The following is an 18,741-nucleotide window of genomic DNA, read 5'->3' on the forward strand; positions in this document are numbered from 1 at the left end:
GTCACTCCACCGTGCCCCACGCGGCGGCGAAGCGCGAGACGTCACCTCCCGCCCCGCCGCCGACGTGGGGCCCGCCGGGGTCAGCGCGCCACGCTCAGCGACAGCGCGAACCGGCCCGCGCCGTCCGTCCACCAGTGGGCCAGGTCCAGGCCCGCGGCGGACAGTTCGGCGCGCACCCCCTCCTGCCGGAACTTCGCCGACACCTCCGTGCGCAGTTCCTCTCCCGCCGCGAAGTCGACCGCCAGATCGAGCGCCGGCACCTTCACCGTCTGCGCCGTACGGGAGCGCAGCCGCATCTCGATCCACTCGTGCTCGGCGTCCCACAGGGCCACGTGGTCGAACGCGCCGGGCTCGAAGTCGGCGCCGAGTTCACGGTTGATCACGGTCAGCACGTTCTTGTTGAACGCGGCCGTCACTCCGGCCGCGTCGTCGTAGGCCCGGACCAGCACCTCCTCGTCCTTGACGAGGTCGGTGCCCAGCAGCAGCGCGTCGCCCGGGGCGAGCCGGGCCCGCACGGAGGCCAGGAACGCGGCGCGCTCGGCGGGCAGCAGGTTGCCGATCGTGCCGCCGAGGAACGCCACCAGCCGGGGCCCCGGAGTCTCCGGCAGGGTCAGCTCCGCGGTGAAGTCGGCGATCAGCGCGTGCACGTCGAGCCCCGGCCGCTCGGCGGCGAGCGCCTGCCCGGCCTGGGTGAGGGCGCTCCCGCTGACGTCGACGGGGACGTAGGTGCGCAGACCGGTGAGGGCGTCGAGGAGGTGCCGCGTCTTCTCGGAGGAGCCGGAACCCAGCTCCACCAGGGTGCGCGCGCCGGTGGCGGCGGCGATCTCGCCGGAGCGGGCGACGAGGATCTCGCGCTCGGCGCGCGTGGGGTAGTACTCGGGCAACTCGGTGATCCGCTCGAACAGTTCGCTGCCGTGCGCGTCGTAGAACCACTTCGGCGGCAGGGTCTTGGGCGTGTGGGTCAGGCCCCGGTGGACGTCGGCGCGCAGGGCGGCTTCGGTGGCGTCCTCGGGCAGGGTGCGGGTGAGGTGGAACGGGCTCACGTACGGGGCTCCTTGCCAGTTGCGTCCGGGAGGTCCTTGAGCGGGGTGAGCAGCACGTCCGTGCGGCTCGCCGCGAGCAGGGTGCGGTCGGGGACCTCCTGCCAGTGCGGGTCGTCGTCGTAGGGCTCGGAGGCCACGACGGTGCCGCCGCCGGGCCGGGTGAGGTACCAGAGGGTGTCGCCCCAGGCGGTCGCGGTGATGGTGTCGCCGTTGGTGAGCAGGAGGTTGAGGCGGGAACCGGGAGCCGCCGCTGCGACCTCCAGGACCGTGTCCGCCAGCGCCTGGCCCTCCTCGTCGCCCCCGCGCAGCCGGGCCAGCACCAGCGCCCAGACGAGCGCCGAGTCGTTGCGGGCCTCCAGCGACAGCAGGTCCTCGTGCGGCAGCGTCCGGGACACGGCGGCCAGCGAGCCGGGCCAGCCCCGGACCGCGCCGTTGTGGCTGAACAGCCAGGTCCCCGCCGCGAACGGGGCCGCCGCGGCCTCCGCGTCCGCGCCCGACAGGGTCGCGTCCCGCACCGCGGCGAGCAGCGCGGTGCTCCGTACGACCCGGGCGAGATCGGCGAACGACAGGTCCGCCCAGATGGGCCCGGCGCGCCGGTAGCGGGCCGGCACCGGGTCGCCCGCCGCGTACCAGCCCACGCCGAAACCGTCCGCGTTGACCGTCCCGTACCGCTGCCGCCGGGGTGCCCACGACTGCCGGTACAGGCCGTGCGGGGGCTCCACCAGGAACCGGCCGAGCGGCTCCTCGGGCCCCACGTACGCCACATGACGGCACATCAGATGCCCTCCGAGCGGGCCGTGCGGAACCCGGAGAAGATCTGCCGCCGGATCGGGTAGTCCCAGTTGCGGAACGTGCCCCGGCAGGCCACGGCGTCCACGGCGAAGGAACCGCCGCGCAGCACCTTGTACTCGGGGCCGAAGAACACCTCCGAGTACTCCTTGTACGGGAACGCCTCGAACCCCGGGTACGGCAGGAAGTCGCTCGCCGTCCACTCCCACACGTCGCCGATCAGCTGCCGTACGCCGAGCGGCGACTCACCGGCCGGGTAGCTCCCGGCGGGGGCCGGACGCAGGTGCCGCTGGCCCAGGTTGGCGTGCTCGGGGCCCGGGTCGGCGTCGCCCCACGGGTAGCGCGTCGAGCGGTCGGCGGCCGGGTCGTACCGCGCGGCCTTCTCCCACTCGGCCTCGGTCGGCAGCCGGCGGCCGTCCCAGCGGGCGTAGGCGTCGGCCTCGTACCAGGACACGTGCAGGACGGGCTCGTCGGGCGGGACGACCTCGGTGACGCCGAAGCGGCGCCTGAGCCACTGCTTCCCGTCGCGCCGCCAGAACAGCGGGGCGGTGATGCCGTGCCTGCGGATGTGCGCCCAGCCCTCCGGGGCCCACCAGCGCGGGTTGTCGTAGCCGCCGTCCTCGATGAACGCCTGGTAGGCGGCGTTCGTCACCGGCGTGGTGTCGATGAAGAAGGGGGCCACCTCGCGCCGGTGCGCGGGACGTTCGTTGTCCAGGGCCCACGGCTCGGTGGAGGTGCCCATCGTGAACGGGCCGCCGGGGACGAGGACTTCGGAGCGTCCCGTGAACAGCGGCACCGGCTCCGGGTCCGGGGCGGTCAGGGCCTGCGGCCCCTTGCGGAGCTGATGGGTGATCAGCATGGTCTCGTCGTGCTGCTGTTCGTGCTGCGCGATCATGCCGAAGGCGAACCCCGCCTCCGTCAGCCGCGTGCCGTGGAACGCGGCCTTCTCCAGTACGTCCAGCGCCCGGCCGCGCACGTCGGAGGCGTAGCGGCGGGCCTCGGCGGGCGACAGCAGGGGCAGCCTCGGCCGCTCGGCCCGCGGGTGCTCGAAGGCGTCGTAGAGGCTGTCGATCTCGGGCCGTATCGCCTCCTGCCCGGCGACGGCCCGCAGCAGCCACTGCTCCTCCTGGTTGCCGATGTGCGCGAGGTCCCACACCAGCGGCGACATCAGCGGCGAGTGCTGCGCGGTCAGGTCGGGGTCCTCCACGCAGCTCGTCAGCAGGGTGGTGCGCTCGCGGGCGACGACCAGCGAGGCGACCGCCCGCTCCCGGAGCGCCTCGGGGTCCACGGTCCCGGTGTCGGCGGCGGGCTCGGTCTGGGTCATGGGCGGAAGTCCTTCCCGTGGGCGCGACCGTCCGTGCCGCGCTGTCGGTCGAGCAGGTCGTCGGCGGGGCAGCGGCCCAGGACGACATAGCGGTCCAGGTAGGCGGTGACGGCGTCCGTGACCTCGGGCGCGGCGCCGAGCCGGGGCAGGGCGTCCAGCGCGGTCGTGAAGCACGTGACGGCCACCTCGCGCAGTTCCGCGTCGGCCAGGCCGCGCCGGGCCGCGTCGAGCCACAGCGGGTTGTGCGGCGCGGGCATCCCCAGCGTGCGTTCGGCGAGCGGCTTCACGGCCCGGTAGGCGGTCTCGGCGGCCTCCGGGTCGTCGAACAGCGCGGCCGTCACGGCCAGCGGCACGATCCAGCCGTCGTCCCCCGGCTGCGCGTCGATCATGCGCAGTTCGAGGTGGCCGCGCGGTCTGACCGGCGGGAACAGCGTCGTGACGTGGTAGTCGAGGTCCTCCCGCGTGGGCGGTCGCGGCACGCCCGTACGGATCCACTCCCGGAAGGTCAGCCCCTCCGGGACGTCCCAGGGCGCGCCGTCCCGCCGTACGCACATCACGGGGGAGTCCAGCACGTGCCCGGCCCAGGCGGCGCGTGGCTCGGCGTCCAGCGGCGGTCCGCCCGCCCGGCCGGCGCCGATCCGCGTCCACAGCAGCTGCCGGGTGGACAGCCAGCCGGTCGGCCGGTGGCCGGCGAGCGGGGAGTTGGCGAACGCGGCCACCAGGACCGGACCCAGATGGTGGGCCAGCCACCAGCGCCGTACGTGGCCGAGGGGCCCGGGCTCCTCGTGGCCGGCGTCCAGGCAGACCTGCACGGAGGCGGAGGTGCACATCATGGCCCGGCCCGCGGGACCCGTGCGGTCCAGGCACGCCTCCATGGCGTCGTAGCGCGGTTCGCGCAGGAACCGACGGGGTTCGTGCCAGGGGTCGTGGCCGATGCCGACGAGGGTGAGGGCGTCCTCGCGGAGCACCGCGCGGACGGCGTCGAGGTCGGCGGAGACGGTGCGGACGAGCTCCGTCAGCGAGGCGGCGGGGGGCGAGCTCAGCTCCAGCTGGCCGCCGGGCTCCACGGTGAGCGCCGACCTCAGGGGCAGGGTCCGCAGTGCGGCGTAGGCCGCTTCGAGTCGTTCGGGTGTGACGGGGAGCTGCGGTGCGCGCAGCTCGTGGACGAGCCATTCCACCTCGACCCCGAGGCGGCGCGGCGGGCCGGTCTTGAAGCAGATGCCGCGGACGAGGGCCTCGACGTCTGCTTCGGACAGGGCGGCGTGTGGCTGGGTACAGCCTCCCGCCGCTGCTGTGGGCGAATCGGGCATATAGGGATCCTCCTGAGATTCCACCATGCCACCGGTCCGGGCGCTCCGGCGGCCCGAACCGGGATCACCCGTCCCACCCAAGCCCCTCCCGTCGCTCGGCACAAGGGTGCGAACCGGGGCGTTCCGGGCCGGTCATCCGGGTGGACCGGGCGTTTCCCGGCACTTTTCCCGGTGTTTTCCGGCCGCCGGAAACTGTGTTGCGCCGCGGATCCGGCGTCACCCAGGATGCCTGCGTGAGCACGACAAGAAGGACCGCGCGGCGCGTGCTCGCGGCGCGTACGGGGGTGGCGCCGTGAGCGCGCGCCTGCGCGGTGTCGCGCGGCAGACCGAGCAGATCGTGGCGGCCGGGGTCTACCGGGCTCCCGACGGGCGCGAGGTGTCGATCGCGGCGGCGCTCCGGGCCGCGCGCGAGGGCACGCGCGTGTACGGGCCGGAACCGGTGCCGGTGCCCTCCGTCCGGGTGACGCGGACGCTGGTCGAGGTCACGGGCGAGAGCAGCCTGCAGGCCGCGCGACGGCTCAGCGGCGGCACGGCGGTGCTGAACTTCGCCTCCGCGCGCAATCCCGGCGGCGGCTACCTGAACGGCGCCCAGGCCCAGGAGGAGGCACTGTGCCGGGCTTCGGCGCTCTACACCTGCCTGCTCGGGGCCCGCGCCTTCTACGACCACCACCGCGCGCACCGCGACCCGTTCTACACCGACCGGGTCATCCACTCACCCGCCGTGCCCGTCTTCCGCGACGACCGGGGCGGCCTGCTGGCGGAGCCCTGCACCGTCGGTTTCCTCACCTCGGCCGCGCCCAACGCGGGCGTGGTGCTCCGTACGGCCCCCGAGCGGGTGGCCGAGCTGCCGAGGGCCCTCGCCGTCCGGGCCGAACGCGTCCTGGAGACGGCAGCGGCGCACGGCTACCGCAAGCTCGTCCTGGGTGCCTGGGGCTGCGGGGTGTTCCGCAACGATCCTGACCGGGTGGCGGGGGCCTTCCGGGGGCTGCTGGGGCCGGGCGGACGGTTCTCGGACACCTTCGAGCACGTGGTGTTCGGGGTGCTGGACCGCACGCCCGGCCAGGTGGTGCGGGCCGCCTTCGAGAAGACCTTTCAGGTCCAGCCGTAGCGCTCCCGCAGGCGGTGCCGGACCAGGTTGAACCGCATGCGGTCCAGGGCGCAGGCCTCCCGGCGCATACCGTCCTCGTGCAGGCGCAGGACCCGGTCGACGTCGACCCATGACTCCCGGCCGGACCGGTCCCACGGACCGCTGCCGATCGGCACCCACTCCCGGTCGCCGTCGTGCCGCTTGCTGGACAGCTGCACGGCCAGGAACGTGCCGCCGGCCTCGCGGGCGACCACGAGCACCGGGCGGTCCTTGCCCCGGCCGTCGTTCTCCTCGAAGGGCACCCACGTCCAGACGATCTCGCCGGGGTCGGGGTCGCCGTCGTGCGCGGGTGAGTACTCGGTGCGCACCCGGCCCACCCGGCGCGGGTCGGCCTGGACGGTGGCGGACGGGCCGTGGCGGCCGGGGACGTTCTCGTCGGTAAACGCGGTCACGGGGGCACCCTAAGGGCTGCCCCCGTGGGCGCGTCCGCAGGGTCACCTGTCGTCCATCGGCACCTTCTGGGCCGGCCCGTCGGGCGACGAGGTCTCCTGCGGCGCCTGCCCGTTCCGGTCCATCGACGCGAGCAGCTGACGGGCGAGGCCCAGCCCCGTGCCGCCCATGGTGAGCGCCTTGGCGAACAGGTCCGCCATGCCGTCGGCGCCGTTCAGCAGCACCATGTTGTCGACGTTGCCGAAGGCGGACGCGCCGGCCTTCACGATCTCCGGCCAGTTCTCGGCGAGTTGCTGGGCGACGACCGCCTCCTGGTTCTCGGCGAGGGCGGCGGCCCGCGCCTTGATGGCCTCCGCCTCCGCGAGCCCCTTGGCCTTGGCCGCCGCGGCCTCGGCCAGCCCCCTGGCCTGCGCGGCGGCCGCCTCGGCCTCACCGGTCGCCCGGGTGGCCCGCGCGGCCGCGGCACCCCGAGCCGTCGTCGCCTCGGCCTCGGCGCCCGCGGCCGTCTTGACCCGGGTCGCCTCGGCCGCCGCCGCGAGTTCCGTCTCCTTCGCCCGCGCCTCGGCCGCCGAGATCCGCGCGTCGCGCTCGGCCTCCGCCAGTGTGCGCTTCTCGTAGGCCGCGGCGTCGGCGGGCTTGCGGACGTCCGCCTGGAGCTGCTGCTCGCGCCGGTGCGCCTCCAGCTCCGCCACCCGCGTCTCCTGGACGACGACCTCCTGCCGGGCACCGGCCTCGGCGAGCGGTCCGGCCTGCCGGGCCTTGGCGGCCGCCTTGTCCCGCTCGGCCTGGTAGCCGGCCTGGAGGATCTCGCTGTCCCGCGTCGCCTCCGCCATCCGCGCGAACGACTGCTGCTCCGCCTCGGTGGCCAGCCGGTTCGCCTCGGCCTGTGCGATGCGCGCGTCCCGCTGCACGGCCGCCGCGTGCGGCATGGCGAGGTTCTGGATGTACCCGGTCGGGTCCTCGATCTCGTGGATCTGCAGCGAGTCCACGATCAGTCCCAGCTTCTCCATCTCCGTGCCGCACGCGGCCCGCGTCTGCCCGGTGAGCTTCTCCCGGTCCCGGATCATGTCCTCGACCGTCAACCCGCCCACGATGGACCGCAGATGACCGGCGAAGACGTTGTGCACCCGCTCCGACATCAGCCTCTGCTGGTCGAGGAACCGGCGGGCCGCGTTGGCGATCGACACGAAGTCGTCGCCCACCTTGAAGATGACCACGCCCCGCACCTTCAGCGGGATGCCCTGATGGGTCACGCAGTCCACGTGGAGTTCCGTCTCGTTCAGGTCGAGCGAGAGCCTGCGCACCGCCTGCACACCGGGCAGCACGAGCGTGCCCCGCCCGGTGACGATGCGGAGTCCCATGCCCTCCTCGAGGCCCTCCGTGCGGTGCTTGGAACCGGAGATGATCAGTGCCTCGTTGGGCTCGGCGACCCGCCACATGAGCTTGAACAGACCGATGACGACGAGGACGGCGGCAACCGCCACCCCCGCCACGACGCCGACGACCATCGGCATGCGCCCCCTCTGCATGGTGCCCTCTCGGCACCGAACGAAGGGGAGTGTGCTCCTCGGCGGAGCCCCGGGCCAGATACCTGCCCAACCTTGCCCAAAGCTTGACGCGTACGGCTCTCACCTGCGTCGCAGCGGGCTCAACTGTCGTATGCCGCCGTGACGTAGACGGTTCTCGGGGGCAGGTACTCGACCACCATGACGATCGTGCCCGGCTCGATGCGGTCCGTCGCGGACGCGGGGTGGGCGAGGAAGTGCTCGGCGCCGCCGCGCACGCGGACGATCACCTCGCCGACCAGTCCGGGCCCCACCGTTCCGGTGACCCGCCCCATGAGTCCGACCATCGACGCGTCCGCCATGGGGGACAGCGTACGGTCGCTCAGGCGGCGGCGGAACGGGCCGTGACCGGCGGCGCCGGCCACTTCTCGTGCCAGCGCAGCTCCGCCTCCAACTGCGCGGCCACCCGCACCAGGAGCGGTTCGCTGTTCGCCGGTCCGAGCAGTTGCGCCCCGACCGGCAGACCGTCCGGTGTGAACCCGGCGGGCACGTTGACCCCCGGCCAGCCCAGCACGTTCCACGGCCAGGCGTACGGGCAGGCCGCGATCATCGCCCGGTCGGTGGCGAACCCGCTGAGTTCGAGCAGGGCGCCGATCCGGGGCGGGGGAGCGGCGGTCGTCGGGGCGAGGACGACGTCGTACGAGGCGAAGAACCCGCCGATACGGCGGTGCAGCACGGCCTCCGCCCGCCGGGCCGCCCGCAGCGGCGCCCCGCCCAGCAGCCGGCCCAGCCGGGCCGCGTCCCGGGTGCGCCGGTCCAGCAGCGCCGGGAAGGGCGCCTCGCCCACCCGCTCGGCGATCCCGGCCGTCGCGCGCGGCACGAACGTCAGCCCGATCTGCCCGTAGGGCGGGTCCGCCTCCTCGACCCGGTGCCCCAGGGCGGCGAGCCGCTCGGCGAGTTCCACGATCCGGACGCGGACCTCCGGCAGGAGGCGGGCGGGCACCGCCGTGAACGGCGGCTTGAGGGAGAGCGCGATGCGCAGCCGCCCGGGGTCGCGGCCGACGGCCCCCGAGACGTCGAGAGCCGGGGGCCGGTGCGGGTCCAGCGCGTGGTTGCCGCTCGCCGCGTCCAGCAGCAGGGCCGCGTCGGCGACCGTGCGGGCGAGGGTGCCGTTGACGGTGATGCCCTGGAAGGACTCGCCGCGCGGCCAGGTGGAGATGCGGCCGCGCTGCGGTTTGATGCCGATCAGGTGGGTCCACGCGGCCGGGATCCGCACCGACCCCGCCCCGTCCGAGCCGAGCGCGGCGGGCACGAGACCGGCGGCGACCGCCGCGGCCGAGCCGCCCGAGGAACCGCCGGGCGTGTGCTCGGTGCTCCACGGATTGCGGGTCGCGCCGAAGGCGGGACCCTCGGTGAAGGGCCACTGCCCGAACTCGCAGGTGTTGGTCTTGCCGACGATCACCGCCCCGGCCGCGCGCAGCCGCCGGACCGCCTCGCCGTCCTCGGCGACCGGCGGGAACTCGCCGCAGCAGCCGAAGGCGGTCGGTTCGCCGGCCACGTCCATGTCGTCCTTCACCGCCACGGGCACCCCGAGCAGCGGCTTGCGACCGCCCGCGGCCAGCTCCAGGTCGGCCGCGTCGGCCTCGGCGAGCGCCGCCTCGGCCCGCACGATCCGGAAGGCGTTGATGCTGCCCTGCGCCGCCTCGATCCGCGCCAGCGTCCGCTCGACCAGCGCCCGGGACGTCACCTCCCCGGCGGCCAGCGCGCGGGCGGTCTCCGCCAGGCCTGCGGCACGGTCGAGCGTCATGCGGACACCTCCGGAAGCAGCTCCTCTACCGAACGGTAACGTCCGGTGGCCGGCGGGGGAACGCCGACGGCGGGAGTGGAAATTCACCCACAGGCCACCTCTTCCTCACTGGGCTCATCCGCTCCTGTTCAAACCATTGACGGCCCCCCGCCTCCCCCTTACTTTCTGAGCCCCACTTCCTGATCGGTTTGCCGAACCTTGTTCGGTATATCGACTCCCGGTTGCTCGAGGGAGAGCCGCCCGTGACCCCACACCCCGCCGCCCCGTCCCGCCGCACCCTGCTGCGCGCCCTGGCCGCCCTGCCCGCCTCGGCCCTGCTGCTGGGCGAAGCACCGGGACTGCTCGGCAGCGCCCTGGCCGCCGCGCCCCCGAACGGCTCCGCCACCCGCTACACCATCGTCCCGTTCCTCAACAGCGACGACGGCACGGTCAACGTCTACCAGTCGGACGACGCCACCGACTTCCGGCTGCTGCGCGCCTCCGCGTACACACCGCCGACCGGCCGGATCCGTGACGCGAGCGTCATCAGACACACCGACGGCTACTACTACGTCACCTACACCACGCGCACCTGGCAGGACACCAGCACGACCATCGGCTTCGCCCGCAGCTCCGACCGCGTCAACTGGACGTTCCTCTACGACTACACCGTCCCCCTGGCCAACCTGTCCCGCGCCTGGGCGCCCGAGTGGTTCGTCGACAGCGACGGCAGCGTCAGCATCATCGTGTCCTGCTCCACCACGAACGACCAGTGGATCTTCACGCCGTACCTGCTGCGGGCCACGAACTCGGCGCTCACGGCGTGGAGTTCACCGGTGCCGCTCTCCGGCATCGGCGCCAACCACATCGACACGTTCATCGTGAAGATCGGCTCGACGTACCACGCGTTCCCGAAGAACGAGACGACGAAGTACATCGAGTACGCCACCGCCTCGAACCTGACCGGCCCGTACACCATCCGCCGGACGGGCGACTGGGCGGGCTGGGGCAGCTACCGCGAGGGCCCGGCGCTGGTCCGGCTCGACAACGGCGGCTGGCGGATGTTCTTCGACGGCTACGGCGACGGGAACTACTACTACAGCGACAGCTACGACACCTTCGCCACCTGGTCGGCGCCGGCCGCGCTGCCCGGGATCTCCGGCACCGCACGGCACTTCACGGTGGTCAAGGAGACGGTCGCGGGCGGCCCGAGCCTGGCGAAGAACGTCACGCGCTCCTTCCGGTCGGCCAACTACTCCACCCGCTACTGGCAGCAGCAGTCCTCACTGCTCAACCTGCCCGTGGTGAGCGGCTCCAGCACCACCGCCGAGAAGCAGGCCGCCACCTTCACGGTCGTCGCCGGCCTGGCCGACGGCAGCGGCTACTCCTTCCGCGACACGGCCGGCAACTACCTGCGGCACTGGGACTTCCGCGCCCGCTTCGATCCGAACGACGGCACGAGCACGCTCGCCAAGGACGCCACGTTCGTCCTGAGGGCCGGCGCGGCGTCGGGCTCCGTCCGCTTCGAGTCGTACAACTACCCGGGGTACTACCTGCGCCACTACTCCTACCAGCTCCGCGTCGAGCGCTCGAACGGAACGGACCTGTTCCGCCAGGACAGCTCGTTCGTGCCGGTGGCTGCCTGGGCCTGAGCGCACCGGGGGCGGCCGGCCCTCGGCAGCGGCATCGGCCGAACGGTCGAGGGACCCGGGGGAGACGGCCCGGATGCCGACCGTTCGGCCGAGGCGCGCGTGCGGTCCGGCGGGCGAGGGTGGAGCCGCATCCTCCCCCCGACCTCAGGAGCACACCATGCAGCGCAGCACGTTCTTCGTCGGTGCCGTCGGCGGCGCGACCGCCGTCGTCGCACTGGGCGGTCTCGGCACCCATCTCCTCTCGGGCACCGAGTCGACCAGCCGCCTCGACGAGCACAGCACGGCGTCGGTGGACGGCCACAAGGCGCTCGCCGCGAACATCGTCGCCGGCCGCACCGAGAGCAAGTACCACCCGCTGCCCTGGGTCGGCGACAAGCTCTCCGGCGTCTCCTGCCCGACCGGTCTCAAGGCCGTGGCCGGAGCCACCCTCACCTGCACCGGCAAGAGAAGCGACGGCAAGACCGTCGAGATCCCCGTCCGCGTGACCAGGGCCGGCGCCAAGAGCGTCACTTGGACGTTCGAGCGCTGACCTGCTGCTGGGCTCGACAAGGCGGCCGGCACCACCGTCGACGTCTCCGGTGCCCTGCAACTGGCGGTCTGCGTGGCCGTCGGCGCGCTGGCCGTGCTCGCCGCGATCGGCGGCAGCGGGCCGCTGCCGCGGAAGGTGACGGCGGGCCCGGCACAGACGGCGGACTGACGCGCTACTCGTCGGAGAGCGTGAGGTCGGGAACCCGCCACGCCGCCAGCGCGAAGGCGACCAGGGACACCGCGGCGCCCGTGAGGAACACGAGGCGCATCGAGGTGACGTAGCCCTCCAGGAACGGCAGCGCCACGCCCGGGTCGAGGGCGTGCAGGAAGGCGGAGTCCTCCAGGTTCACCCCGCCGCCGGGACGGAGGACGCCGGACAGGGCCCGCGCGTTGTCGGGCTCGGCCAGGAGGTGGCGGTAGGCCGGGTCGCTGCGGGCCTCGGCCAGTCGCTCGGCGATGCGGCCGGCCGCCGTGGTGAACAGGATCGACAGGAACGCCGCGGTGCCGACCGTACCGCCGTTGGAGCGGAAGAAGTTGACGGACGCCGTCGCCGCGCCCATGTCCGTACGGGGCACCTCGCACTGCGCGAGCGTGGTGAGCGTCTGCATCGACGCGCCGAGCCCCGAGCCCATCAGGACCATGCCGAGCGCCGGGTGCCACAGCGGACTGTCCACACGCAGCGTGGCGAACACGAGCATCGCGGCGGTGAACGAGCCGACACCGGCGACGAGATGCACCTTGAACCGGCCGGTCCGGGCGATCATCCGGCCCGTCAGCAGCGTCACCGCGAGGTTCGCGGCGACCGTGGGCAGGGTCGCCAGGCCCGCCGCGATGGGGCTCATGCCACGGACCAGCTGGAGGTAGAGCGGCAGCGTCGTCATCGCTCCGAACATGCCGATGCCGACGACGAAGTGCAGCCCGACGCCCAGCCGGAAGGTCCGGACGCGGAACAGGCGCGGCGGCAGCAGCGCGGCGTCACCGGACCGGCGCTCCACCAGGACGAACACGGCGAGCCCTGCCCCGCCGACCGCGTACATCACCAGGGCCCGGGGCGAGTCCCACCCCCAGACGCGGCCCTGCTCGGCGACCGTCAGCAGCGGGACCAGCCCCACGGCAAGGGCGAGCGCCCCGGCGTAGTCGAGCCGGTGCCGCACCCGCCGGTGCGGGAAGCGCAGCACGCGCGTGATCGCCACCGCGGCCGCGGCGGCGAGCGGCACGTTGATCAGGAAGATCCAGCGCCAGCCGGCTATGCCCAGCAGCTCGGCCCGGTCCGCGAAGGCACCGCCCACGAGCGGGCCGACGATGCTGGCCCCGCCGAACACCGCCATGAAGTACCCCTGATAACGGCCCCGTTCGCGCGGAGTGGTGATGTCGGCGACGATCGTCATCGCCAGCGACATCAGCCCTCCGCCGCCGAGCCCCTGCACGGCACGGAACGCCGCCAGCTCGTAGATCGACGTGGCGCATCCGCACAGCAGCGAGCCGACGGTGAACAGCGCGATCGCGGCGAGGTAGACGGGCCTGCGGCCGTGGATGTCGGAGAGCTTGCCGTACAGCGGCGTCGCGATGGTGGCGGTGATGAGGTACGCGGTGGTCACCCACGCCTGGGCGGTCAGGCCGTGCAGGTCGTCGGCGATGGTCCGCAGCGCGGACGAGACCACGGTCTGGTCCAGCGCGCCCAGGAACATGCCGAGCACCAGCCCGGACATGACGGTGGTGATCTGCCGGTGACTGAGCCGCGGGGGCATGTCCCCGGCCGCGCCCTGATCTCGGGTGTCGGAGAAGGTCACGTGTCGTCCTCGGGGTGGGGGCGGATACGGGGCGCGGACGCGGACCGTCCGGCGACCGGCGGTACGGTCCGCGCCCGCGGCTAGAGTGCGGACACCCCTAGGGCCTGTCCTGACCCCGCTCACCGGCGCTGACGGGGTGCCGGCGGTTCCCTGCGACCTGATCCGAACGACAGGCCCTGGGGGTGTCCGCCTAGCCGGCGATGCCGGTCAGGTCGCCGACCGCCTGCCCGATCTCCGGCAGTGCCAGCATCGCCAGCTGGGCCGAGCGGGCCCGAGCCCGGGGCCCGGGGTCGGCGAGGAACTCGCGGCACACGTCGGCGATGCCCCTCGCGCTCCGGTCCGTGATGTGACGGCCCAGGCCCAGTTCCTCCACGCGCCGCGCGTTGGCGGGCTGGTCCCCGAAGTGCGGCAGGACCGCGAGCGGCGTGCCGGTGCGCATGGCCTCGCGGATGCTGTTGAAGCCGCCGTGGGTGACGAACAGGTCGACCGACTCCAGCAGCAGCGGCTGCGGGACCCGCTCGGTGACGTGGACGTGCCCGGGCAGTCCCTCGGTGTCCACCGGCACCCCGGAGGTCGACACGACCACCGTGCAGTCGTCCAGCTCCGCCGCCGCCCCCAGGATCGCGCGCAGGCTCTCGGCGGGGTCCGGCAGCCGCACGGGCAGAGGCGTGTCCTCGTCCGCCGTGCGCTCACGGAGCTGCGGCAGTGCGGTGCCGATCGCGGCGTACACCAGCGGCCGGTCCGTGGGCAGTCCGGCCGCCCACTGGGGCAGCACCCCACCGCGCTCGACGTCCACCGTCTGCCGGTAGGACCACGCCCGGGACAGGTGACGGGCGAAGGAGAAGGCGGGCGGCACGTAGTCGACCCGGCCGTGCGGTGCGATGGACAGCGGGTCGTCCCCCGCGGGCAGTCCCAGCTCCGCGCGCCGCTCGTTCAGCTGCGGCAGCACCTCGGCGGGGTCCAGCATGTTGCTGAACCCGGAAGGCGTCGGCAACTGCGGCACGCCGAGCAGTTCGGCGGTGAGCACCGCGCTCATGTCCATGCCGTCCCGCAGGATCACGTCGGGCCCGAAGTCACGGGTGAGGGGGAGCAGGACGTCCAGGTACGGCTTGACTCCGGGCCCGGCCACGTGGCGCATCAGCAGCCGGTCCAGCGCTTCGGTCGGCTCCGTCAGGTCGACGGTGCTGCCCTGGAGCTCGGCGAGGTAAGGGGCCGCCGCGGCGAGCGGATTGAACTCCGCTAAAGCGGCCTTCACCTGTACGTCGTCGTCACGGAACACGGGGACGAGCGCCTCGGTGGTGACCACCAGCACCTGATGCCCGGCCCCGGCCAGGGCGCGCAGCAGGGGCAGTTGGGCGCGCCCGTGGGAGGGACTGCCGAGCGTGGTGCACAGAACCCGCATGAGGTGAGCCTTTCTCTCGGTTTCTTTTCTGGAGGGAAGGGGAGCAGCGGCCCGCATCGGTGCCCGCGCGGGCGTCACGCCACCCGCGCCGGTGTGTCCGCGCGCCCGATGCCGTGCCTGCTCAGCCCGGCCCGCGCGAGCCGGTCCGCGTCCAGCAGGTTGCGGAAGTCGTGGACCTCCCGGCCGGCCATGCGCGCGGCGATCGCCGCCCAGTCGAGGTCGCGCAGCTCCGGCCACTCGGTGAGGACGAGACAGGCCGCCGCCCCCTCCGCCGCCCGCACCGGGTCGTCGGCGAGGTCGAGCAGATCGCTCAGGTCGGGCCGCTCCTCGCGCAACGCCGGGTCGTACGCCGTGAGTTCGGCGCCGCGCTCGCGCAGCAGCCGGGCGACGGAGAGCGCGGGGGAGTCGCGCAGATCGGAGGTGCCGGCCTTGAAGGTCAGGCCGTACAGGGCGAGCCGTACGCCGTGCAGCGAGCCGTCCGCGCCGCTTCCGCACGAGGCGGCGACCCGGTCGACGAGCTGCCGCTGGTGGGCGACGTTGGTCTCGATGGTGGCGCGCAGCAGGGGGAAGTCGACCCCGGCCAGTTCGCACACGGTCAGCAGGGCGTGGGTGTCCTTGGGCAGACAGGAGCCGCCCCAGCCGGGCCCGGGCCGAAGGAACGCGGAGCCGATGCGCGGGTCCCGGCCGATGCCCTCGGTGACGTCGTCGATGTCGGCGCCGAAGCGTTCGCAGACGGTGGCCAGGTTGTTGGCGAAGGACAGCTTCATGGCGAGGAAGAAGTTCGCCGCGTACTTGGTCAGTTCGGCGCTCGCCGGGTCGGTGAGCACCAGCGGGGCGTCCAGTCCGGCGTACAGGTCGGCGACGCGCCGGGCGGCGTCCCGGTCGGCGGCGCCGATGACGATCCGGTCGGGGTGCAGGAAGTCGTGGACGGCGCGGCCCTCGCGCAGGAACTCCGGGTTGCTGACCACGGCCACGTCGTCCCGGCCGAGCAGCGTGGCGACGCGCTCGCTCGTCCCGACGGGCACGGTCGACTTGTTGACGACGACACAGCCGGGCGGCAGTACCTCGCGGATCTGCGCGGCGACGGCCTCCACGGCGGCGAGGTCGGCCGCGCCGCCCGCTCCCATGGGTGTGGGCAGGCACAGGAACACGACCCCGGCCTCGGCGACGGCGGCCGCGGTGTCGCCGGTGAAGTCGAGCAGGGCCGCGTCCAGGGCGTCCCGGACGGTCTCGGGCAGGCCGGGTTCGAGGATGTCGACCCGGGCCTCGCGCAGGCGTTCGACCTTGTGCAGGTCGGCGTCCGCGCACACCACGGAGTGCCCGAGTGAGGCCAGGCAGGCGCCGGTTGTCAGTCCGACGTAGCCGGTTCCGATCACGGCGACGCGTCGAGCAGGCACAGCAGATCACCTTTTCCGGTCGGTTGGGGGGGCACAGCGAGGACTCAAGTCACCAAGCGTTGACCGCAGTCAGGTATCGCATGCGGCGAAAACACGAGTCAACATTTGGTGACAACGGTCGGTGACTTTGAGACAGCCACCGCAGACTGGAACATGGGCGGATGGCCAGAGGGCCGTGGACCAGGAGGTGCGGTACGTGACCGGAGTACACAACGGCGAGGCGGCGAAGGCGGCGGCCCGCCGGCCCGACCGCAAACGCTCGGCCTCGGCGACGCGTACGGCGCTGCGGGCCGCCGCGGCCTTCCGCTTCGGCAAGTACGGCTACGAGGGCACCAGCGTGCGCGACATCGCGGGCGACGTGGGAGTGGACGCCGCACTCGTCTACCGCTACTTCGGCTCGAAAGAAGCGCTGTTCAACGACGTTTCCGGTACCGGCAAGATGTTCGAGCCGCTGCTGGACGAGCCGGTCGAGACGATCCCCGACTGGTTCTGCGCGCTGCTCATGGGGCCGCCGAAGGAGGGTGACTTCCCGCATCCGGTGCTCTCCGTACTGCGGTCCTCCGGCCGGGACGAGGCGGTGGCGCGGCTGCGCGCGGACTTCACGGACGTGTTCTCCCGCCGGCTGGCCGCCCGCCTCGGCGGCCCCGACGCCGACCTGCGGGCGGAGCTCCTCGCCGCCTGGATGCTCGGCACGAGCCTCATGCTCACCGAGATACGCCCACCCGCCCTGGCCGCGGCGCGGGACACCACGCTGGAGCGGTATCTGCGGGCGGGCATCGAGGTCCTGCTGGGCCCGGCACCGGCGAAGGACGACGGGGCGTCAGGGGCCGGGGACGAGGAAGGCGCCGCCGGCGACGGCTGACGCTGCCGCACCACGTGGGAACGACCGCCGGACCCGTCGTGCCCACGGGTCCTCGGTCAGGTGTGGGACAGGGCGAAGGAGACCAGGAAGCCGCACACGGTGATCAGCCCGATGGCCAGGTGGGCGTCCTGGAACGCCTCGGGGATCATCGTGTCGGCGATCATGGCGAGGATCGCCCCGGCGGCCACCGCCGTGACCGCCGCGATCACAGCGGGGGAGAACGCCCCGACGACGGCGTACCCGAGGACGGCCGAGACGGTACTGGCGGCGGCGATCGCCGTCCACACCCCGAAGACGTACGCCTTGCCGCGCCCGGCCCGCTTCATGCCCGCCGAACTGGACAGTCCCTCCGGCACGTTGCTGAGGAACACGGCCGCCACGGTCACCAGGCTGACCGCCCCGCCGTCGAGCAGGCTGACCCCGATGACCGCCGACTCCGGGATGCCGTCCAGCAGCGCTCCGAGCGCCAGCGCCGTCCCGGACCCGCCCTGCTCCGCCTCCGACGGCTGGGACTGCGACGACCGGTGGCCGGAGCGTTTGCGGTGCCGCGCCCCGCGCCCGGCCAGCCAGAGGTTGCCCACGGTGTAGGCGATCGCGCCGGCGAGCGAGCCGATCGCGGCCGGGGCGATCCCGGCCTGTTCGTACGCCTCACCGACCAACTCGAAGGAGACCGCCGACAGCAGGACCCCGGCACCGAAGGCCATCACCGTGGCGATCACCTTCTGCGGCACGCGCAGCCCGTACCCGAGCGCGGCGCCGAGCAGCAGCGCCGAGCCCGCCAGCAGTCCCCACAGTCCCGCCTGCACCACTTCAGCCATGCCGCTACCGGTACCCGGAGCCGTTCCGGCGTCACCTGCGGCTGCGGGCGCCCCCTAGGCACTGTCTGATAATTGATCTTGTGGTGGGTCGAGGTGAGTTGACGGATGCGGCATGGGAGCGGATAGCGCCCCTGCTGCCTGGTGTTGACGGTCGTGGTCGTCCGTGGCGGGATCACCGGCAGGTGATCAACGGGGTGTTGTGGCGGTTGCGGACCGGTGCTCCGTGGCGTGACCTGCCGGAACGCTACGGGCCGTGGCAGACGGTCTATGAACGGTTCGCCCGCTGGGAGGCGGACGGAACCTGGGCTCGCCTGCTCGAACAGGTCCATGTCCGCGACGACTCCGTCGGAGCCGTGGAGTGGACCGTGTCTGTCGACTCCACGATCAGCCGGGCCCATCAGCACGCCGCCGGAGCCCGCAAAAAGGGGCGGCGGCGGGGGACGAACTGGAAGATCCGGCACGCCCGTCGGCTGGCCAGGCGCTGGGCCGGTCCCGCGGCGGGCTGACCACCAAGCTCCACCTCGCCTGCGACGGCCGGGGCCTGCCCCTGGCTGTCGTCATCACGCCCGGCAACGTCAACGACTCCACCGTCTTCGACATGGTCATGGACGAGCTGAGGGTGCCCCGGACCGGCGCCGGGCGCCCCCGCCTCAGGCCCGATGCGGTCGTCGCGGACAAGGCGTACTCGTCCCGGGCGATCCGCCAGTCCCTGCGACGCAGAGGCATCCGGGCAGTGATCCCGGAGCGGGCGGACCAGAAGGCCAACCGCCTGCGGCGAGGGAAGGCCGGCGGCAGACCGCCGGCCTTCGACCGCGAGCTTTACAAGGCCCGCAACGTGATCGAACGCTGCTTCAACCGCCTCAAGCAGTTCCGCGCGATCGCCACCCGCTTCGACAAACTCGCCACCCGCTACAAGGCCGGAGTCCACCTCGCCGCACTCATCCTCTGGCTCCGCGAACCCAACCAAGATCCTTTGTCAGACAGGCCCTAGGGCCCTT

The 18,741-nt window shown here is 73.2% G+C and carries 17 protein-coding genes; 5 read left to right on the forward strand and 12 right to left on the reverse strand.

The genetic code is table 11. The annotated features are described in order from the left end of the window. Nucleotides 1-80 precede the first annotated feature (80 nt). From egtD to egtA, 4 genes are read right to left on the reverse strand one after another with little or no spacing between them, the layout of a single operon-like run. On the reverse strand, nucleotides 81-1,043 hold the full coding sequence (gene egtD, locus C1703_RS35755) for an L-histidine N(alpha)-methyltransferase (protein ID WP_114256733.1): 963 nt from the start codon (nucleotides 1,041-1,043) through the stop codon (nucleotides 81-83). Continuing rightward, a complete protein-coding gene (gene egtC, locus C1703_RS35760) occupies nucleotides 1,040-1,819 on the reverse strand; it encodes an ergothioneine biosynthesis protein EgtC (protein WP_114256734.1) in 780 nt (259 codons plus the stop codon). Before egtC ends, egtD begins: the two co-directional genes overlap by 4 nt. Next, nucleotides 1,819-3,156, reverse strand: a complete 1,338-nt coding sequence (egtB, locus tag C1703_RS35765) for an ergothioneine biosynthesis protein EgtB (protein WP_114256735.1) — start codon at nucleotides 3,154-3,156, stop codon at nucleotides 1,819-1,821. Before egtB ends, egtC begins: the two co-directional genes overlap by 1 nt. Continuing rightward, on the reverse strand, nucleotides 3,153-4,466 hold the full coding sequence (egtA, locus tag C1703_RS35770) for an ergothioneine biosynthesis glutamate--cysteine ligase EgtA (RefSeq protein ID WP_114256736.1): 1,314 nt from the start codon (nucleotides 4,464-4,466) through the stop codon (nucleotides 3,153-3,155). The genes egtB and egtA overlap by 4 nt, the downstream gene beginning before the upstream one ends. 292 nt (nucleotides 4,467-4,758) lie before the next feature. Here egtA and C1703_RS35775 point away from each other — a divergent pair, with 292 nt between their 5' ends. Then, complete coding sequence (locus C1703_RS35775) at nucleotides 4,759-5,574, forward strand: TIGR02452 family protein (RefSeq protein ID WP_198678360.1); 816 nt, start codon at nucleotides 4,759-4,761, stop codon at nucleotides 5,572-5,574. On the opposite strand, the gene C1703_RS35780 is transcribed toward C1703_RS35775, so the two are convergent. The 4 genes from C1703_RS35780 to C1703_RS35795 form a co-directional block, all read right to left on the reverse strand. Beyond that, nucleotides 5,559-6,005 (reverse strand): type II toxin-antitoxin system PemK/MazF family toxin, encoded by a 447-nt coding sequence (locus C1703_RS35780; RefSeq protein ID WP_114256738.1) that lies wholly within the window; start codon nucleotides 6,003-6,005, stop codon nucleotides 5,559-5,561. The genes C1703_RS35775 and C1703_RS35780 overlap by 16 nt on opposite strands. 42 nt (nucleotides 6,006-6,047) lie before the next feature. Then, entirely contained in the window at nucleotides 6,048-7,517 is a 1,470-nt protein-coding gene (locus tag C1703_RS35785; protein WP_114257753.1) for a flotillin family protein, read from the reverse strand. A 134-nt stretch (nucleotides 7,518-7,651) separates the two neighbouring features. Further along, nucleotides 7,652-7,870: a hypothetical protein gene (locus tag C1703_RS35790; protein ID WP_114257754.1), complete on the reverse strand. Its 219-nt coding sequence runs from the start codon at nucleotides 7,868-7,870 to the stop codon at nucleotides 7,652-7,654. 20 nt (nucleotides 7,871-7,890) lie between these two features. Beyond that, nucleotides 7,891-9,315, reverse strand: a complete 1,425-nt coding sequence (locus C1703_RS35795; protein ID WP_114256739.1) for an amidase — start codon at nucleotides 9,313-9,315, stop codon at nucleotides 7,891-7,893. Between the two features lie 242 nt (nucleotides 9,316-9,557). Here C1703_RS35795 and C1703_RS35800 point away from each other — a divergent pair, with 242 nt between their 5' ends. Then, a complete protein-coding gene (locus C1703_RS35800) occupies nucleotides 9,558-10,946 on the forward strand; it encodes a glycoside hydrolase family 43 protein (protein ID WP_114256740.1) in 1,389 nt (462 codons plus the stop codon). Between the two features lie 157 nt (nucleotides 10,947-11,103). Further along, complete coding sequence (locus tag C1703_RS35805; RefSeq protein WP_114256741.1) at nucleotides 11,104-11,475, forward strand: DUF4333 domain-containing protein; 372 nt, start codon at nucleotides 11,104-11,106, stop codon at nucleotides 11,473-11,475. 172 nt (nucleotides 11,476-11,647) lie between these two features. On the opposite strand, the gene C1703_RS35810 is transcribed toward C1703_RS35805, so the two are convergent. From C1703_RS35810 to C1703_RS35820, 3 genes are all read right to left on the reverse strand, one after another. After that, complete coding sequence (locus tag C1703_RS35810) at nucleotides 11,648-13,264, reverse strand: MDR family MFS transporter (protein ID WP_198678361.1); 1,617 nt, start codon at nucleotides 13,262-13,264, stop codon at nucleotides 11,648-11,650. 190 nt (nucleotides 13,265-13,454) lie between these two features. Next, on the reverse strand, nucleotides 13,455-14,666 hold the full coding sequence (locus tag C1703_RS35815) for a glycosyltransferase (protein WP_114256742.1): 1,212 nt from the start codon (nucleotides 14,664-14,666) through the stop codon (nucleotides 13,455-13,457). Nucleotides 14,667-14,740: 74 nt separating this feature from the next. Then, nucleotides 14,741-16,063 (reverse strand): UDP-glucose/GDP-mannose dehydrogenase family protein, encoded by a 1,323-nt coding sequence (locus tag C1703_RS35820; protein ID WP_232840685.1) that lies wholly within the window; start codon nucleotides 16,061-16,063, stop codon nucleotides 14,741-14,743. Between the two features lie 196 nt (nucleotides 16,064-16,259). Here C1703_RS35820 and C1703_RS35825 point away from each other — a divergent pair, with 196 nt between their 5' ends. Further along, on the forward strand, nucleotides 16,260-16,925 hold the full coding sequence (locus C1703_RS35825) for a TetR/AcrR family transcriptional regulator (protein WP_232840686.1): 666 nt from the start codon (nucleotides 16,260-16,262) through the stop codon (nucleotides 16,923-16,925). Between the two features lie 56 nt (nucleotides 16,926-16,981). On the opposite strand, the gene C1703_RS35830 is transcribed toward C1703_RS35825, so the two are convergent. Next, nucleotides 16,982-17,743, reverse strand: coding sequence for a ZIP family zinc transporter (locus tag C1703_RS35830; protein WP_114256744.1), 762 nt, complete (start codon nucleotides 17,741-17,743; stop codon nucleotides 16,982-16,984). An 80-nt stretch (nucleotides 17,744-17,823) separates the two neighbouring features. Between C1703_RS35830 and C1703_RS35835 the strand changes: the two genes are divergently transcribed. Then, nucleotides 17,824-18,734, forward strand: a protein-coding gene (locus C1703_RS35835) for an IS5 family transposase (protein ID WP_198678204.1) whose coding sequence is annotated in 2 segments (ribosomal slippage) — nucleotides 17,824-18,172 and nucleotides 18,172-18,734 — 912 coding nt in all. Because the reading frame shifts where the segments join, the coding sequence is not laid out codon by codon here. Nucleotides 18,735-18,741 lie beyond the last annotated feature (7 nt).

Origin of the sequence: Streptomyces sp. Go-475 (genome assembly GCF_003330845.1) — a bacterium.
Lineage (GTDB): Bacteria > Actinomycetota > Actinomycetes > Streptomycetales > Streptomycetaceae > Streptomyces.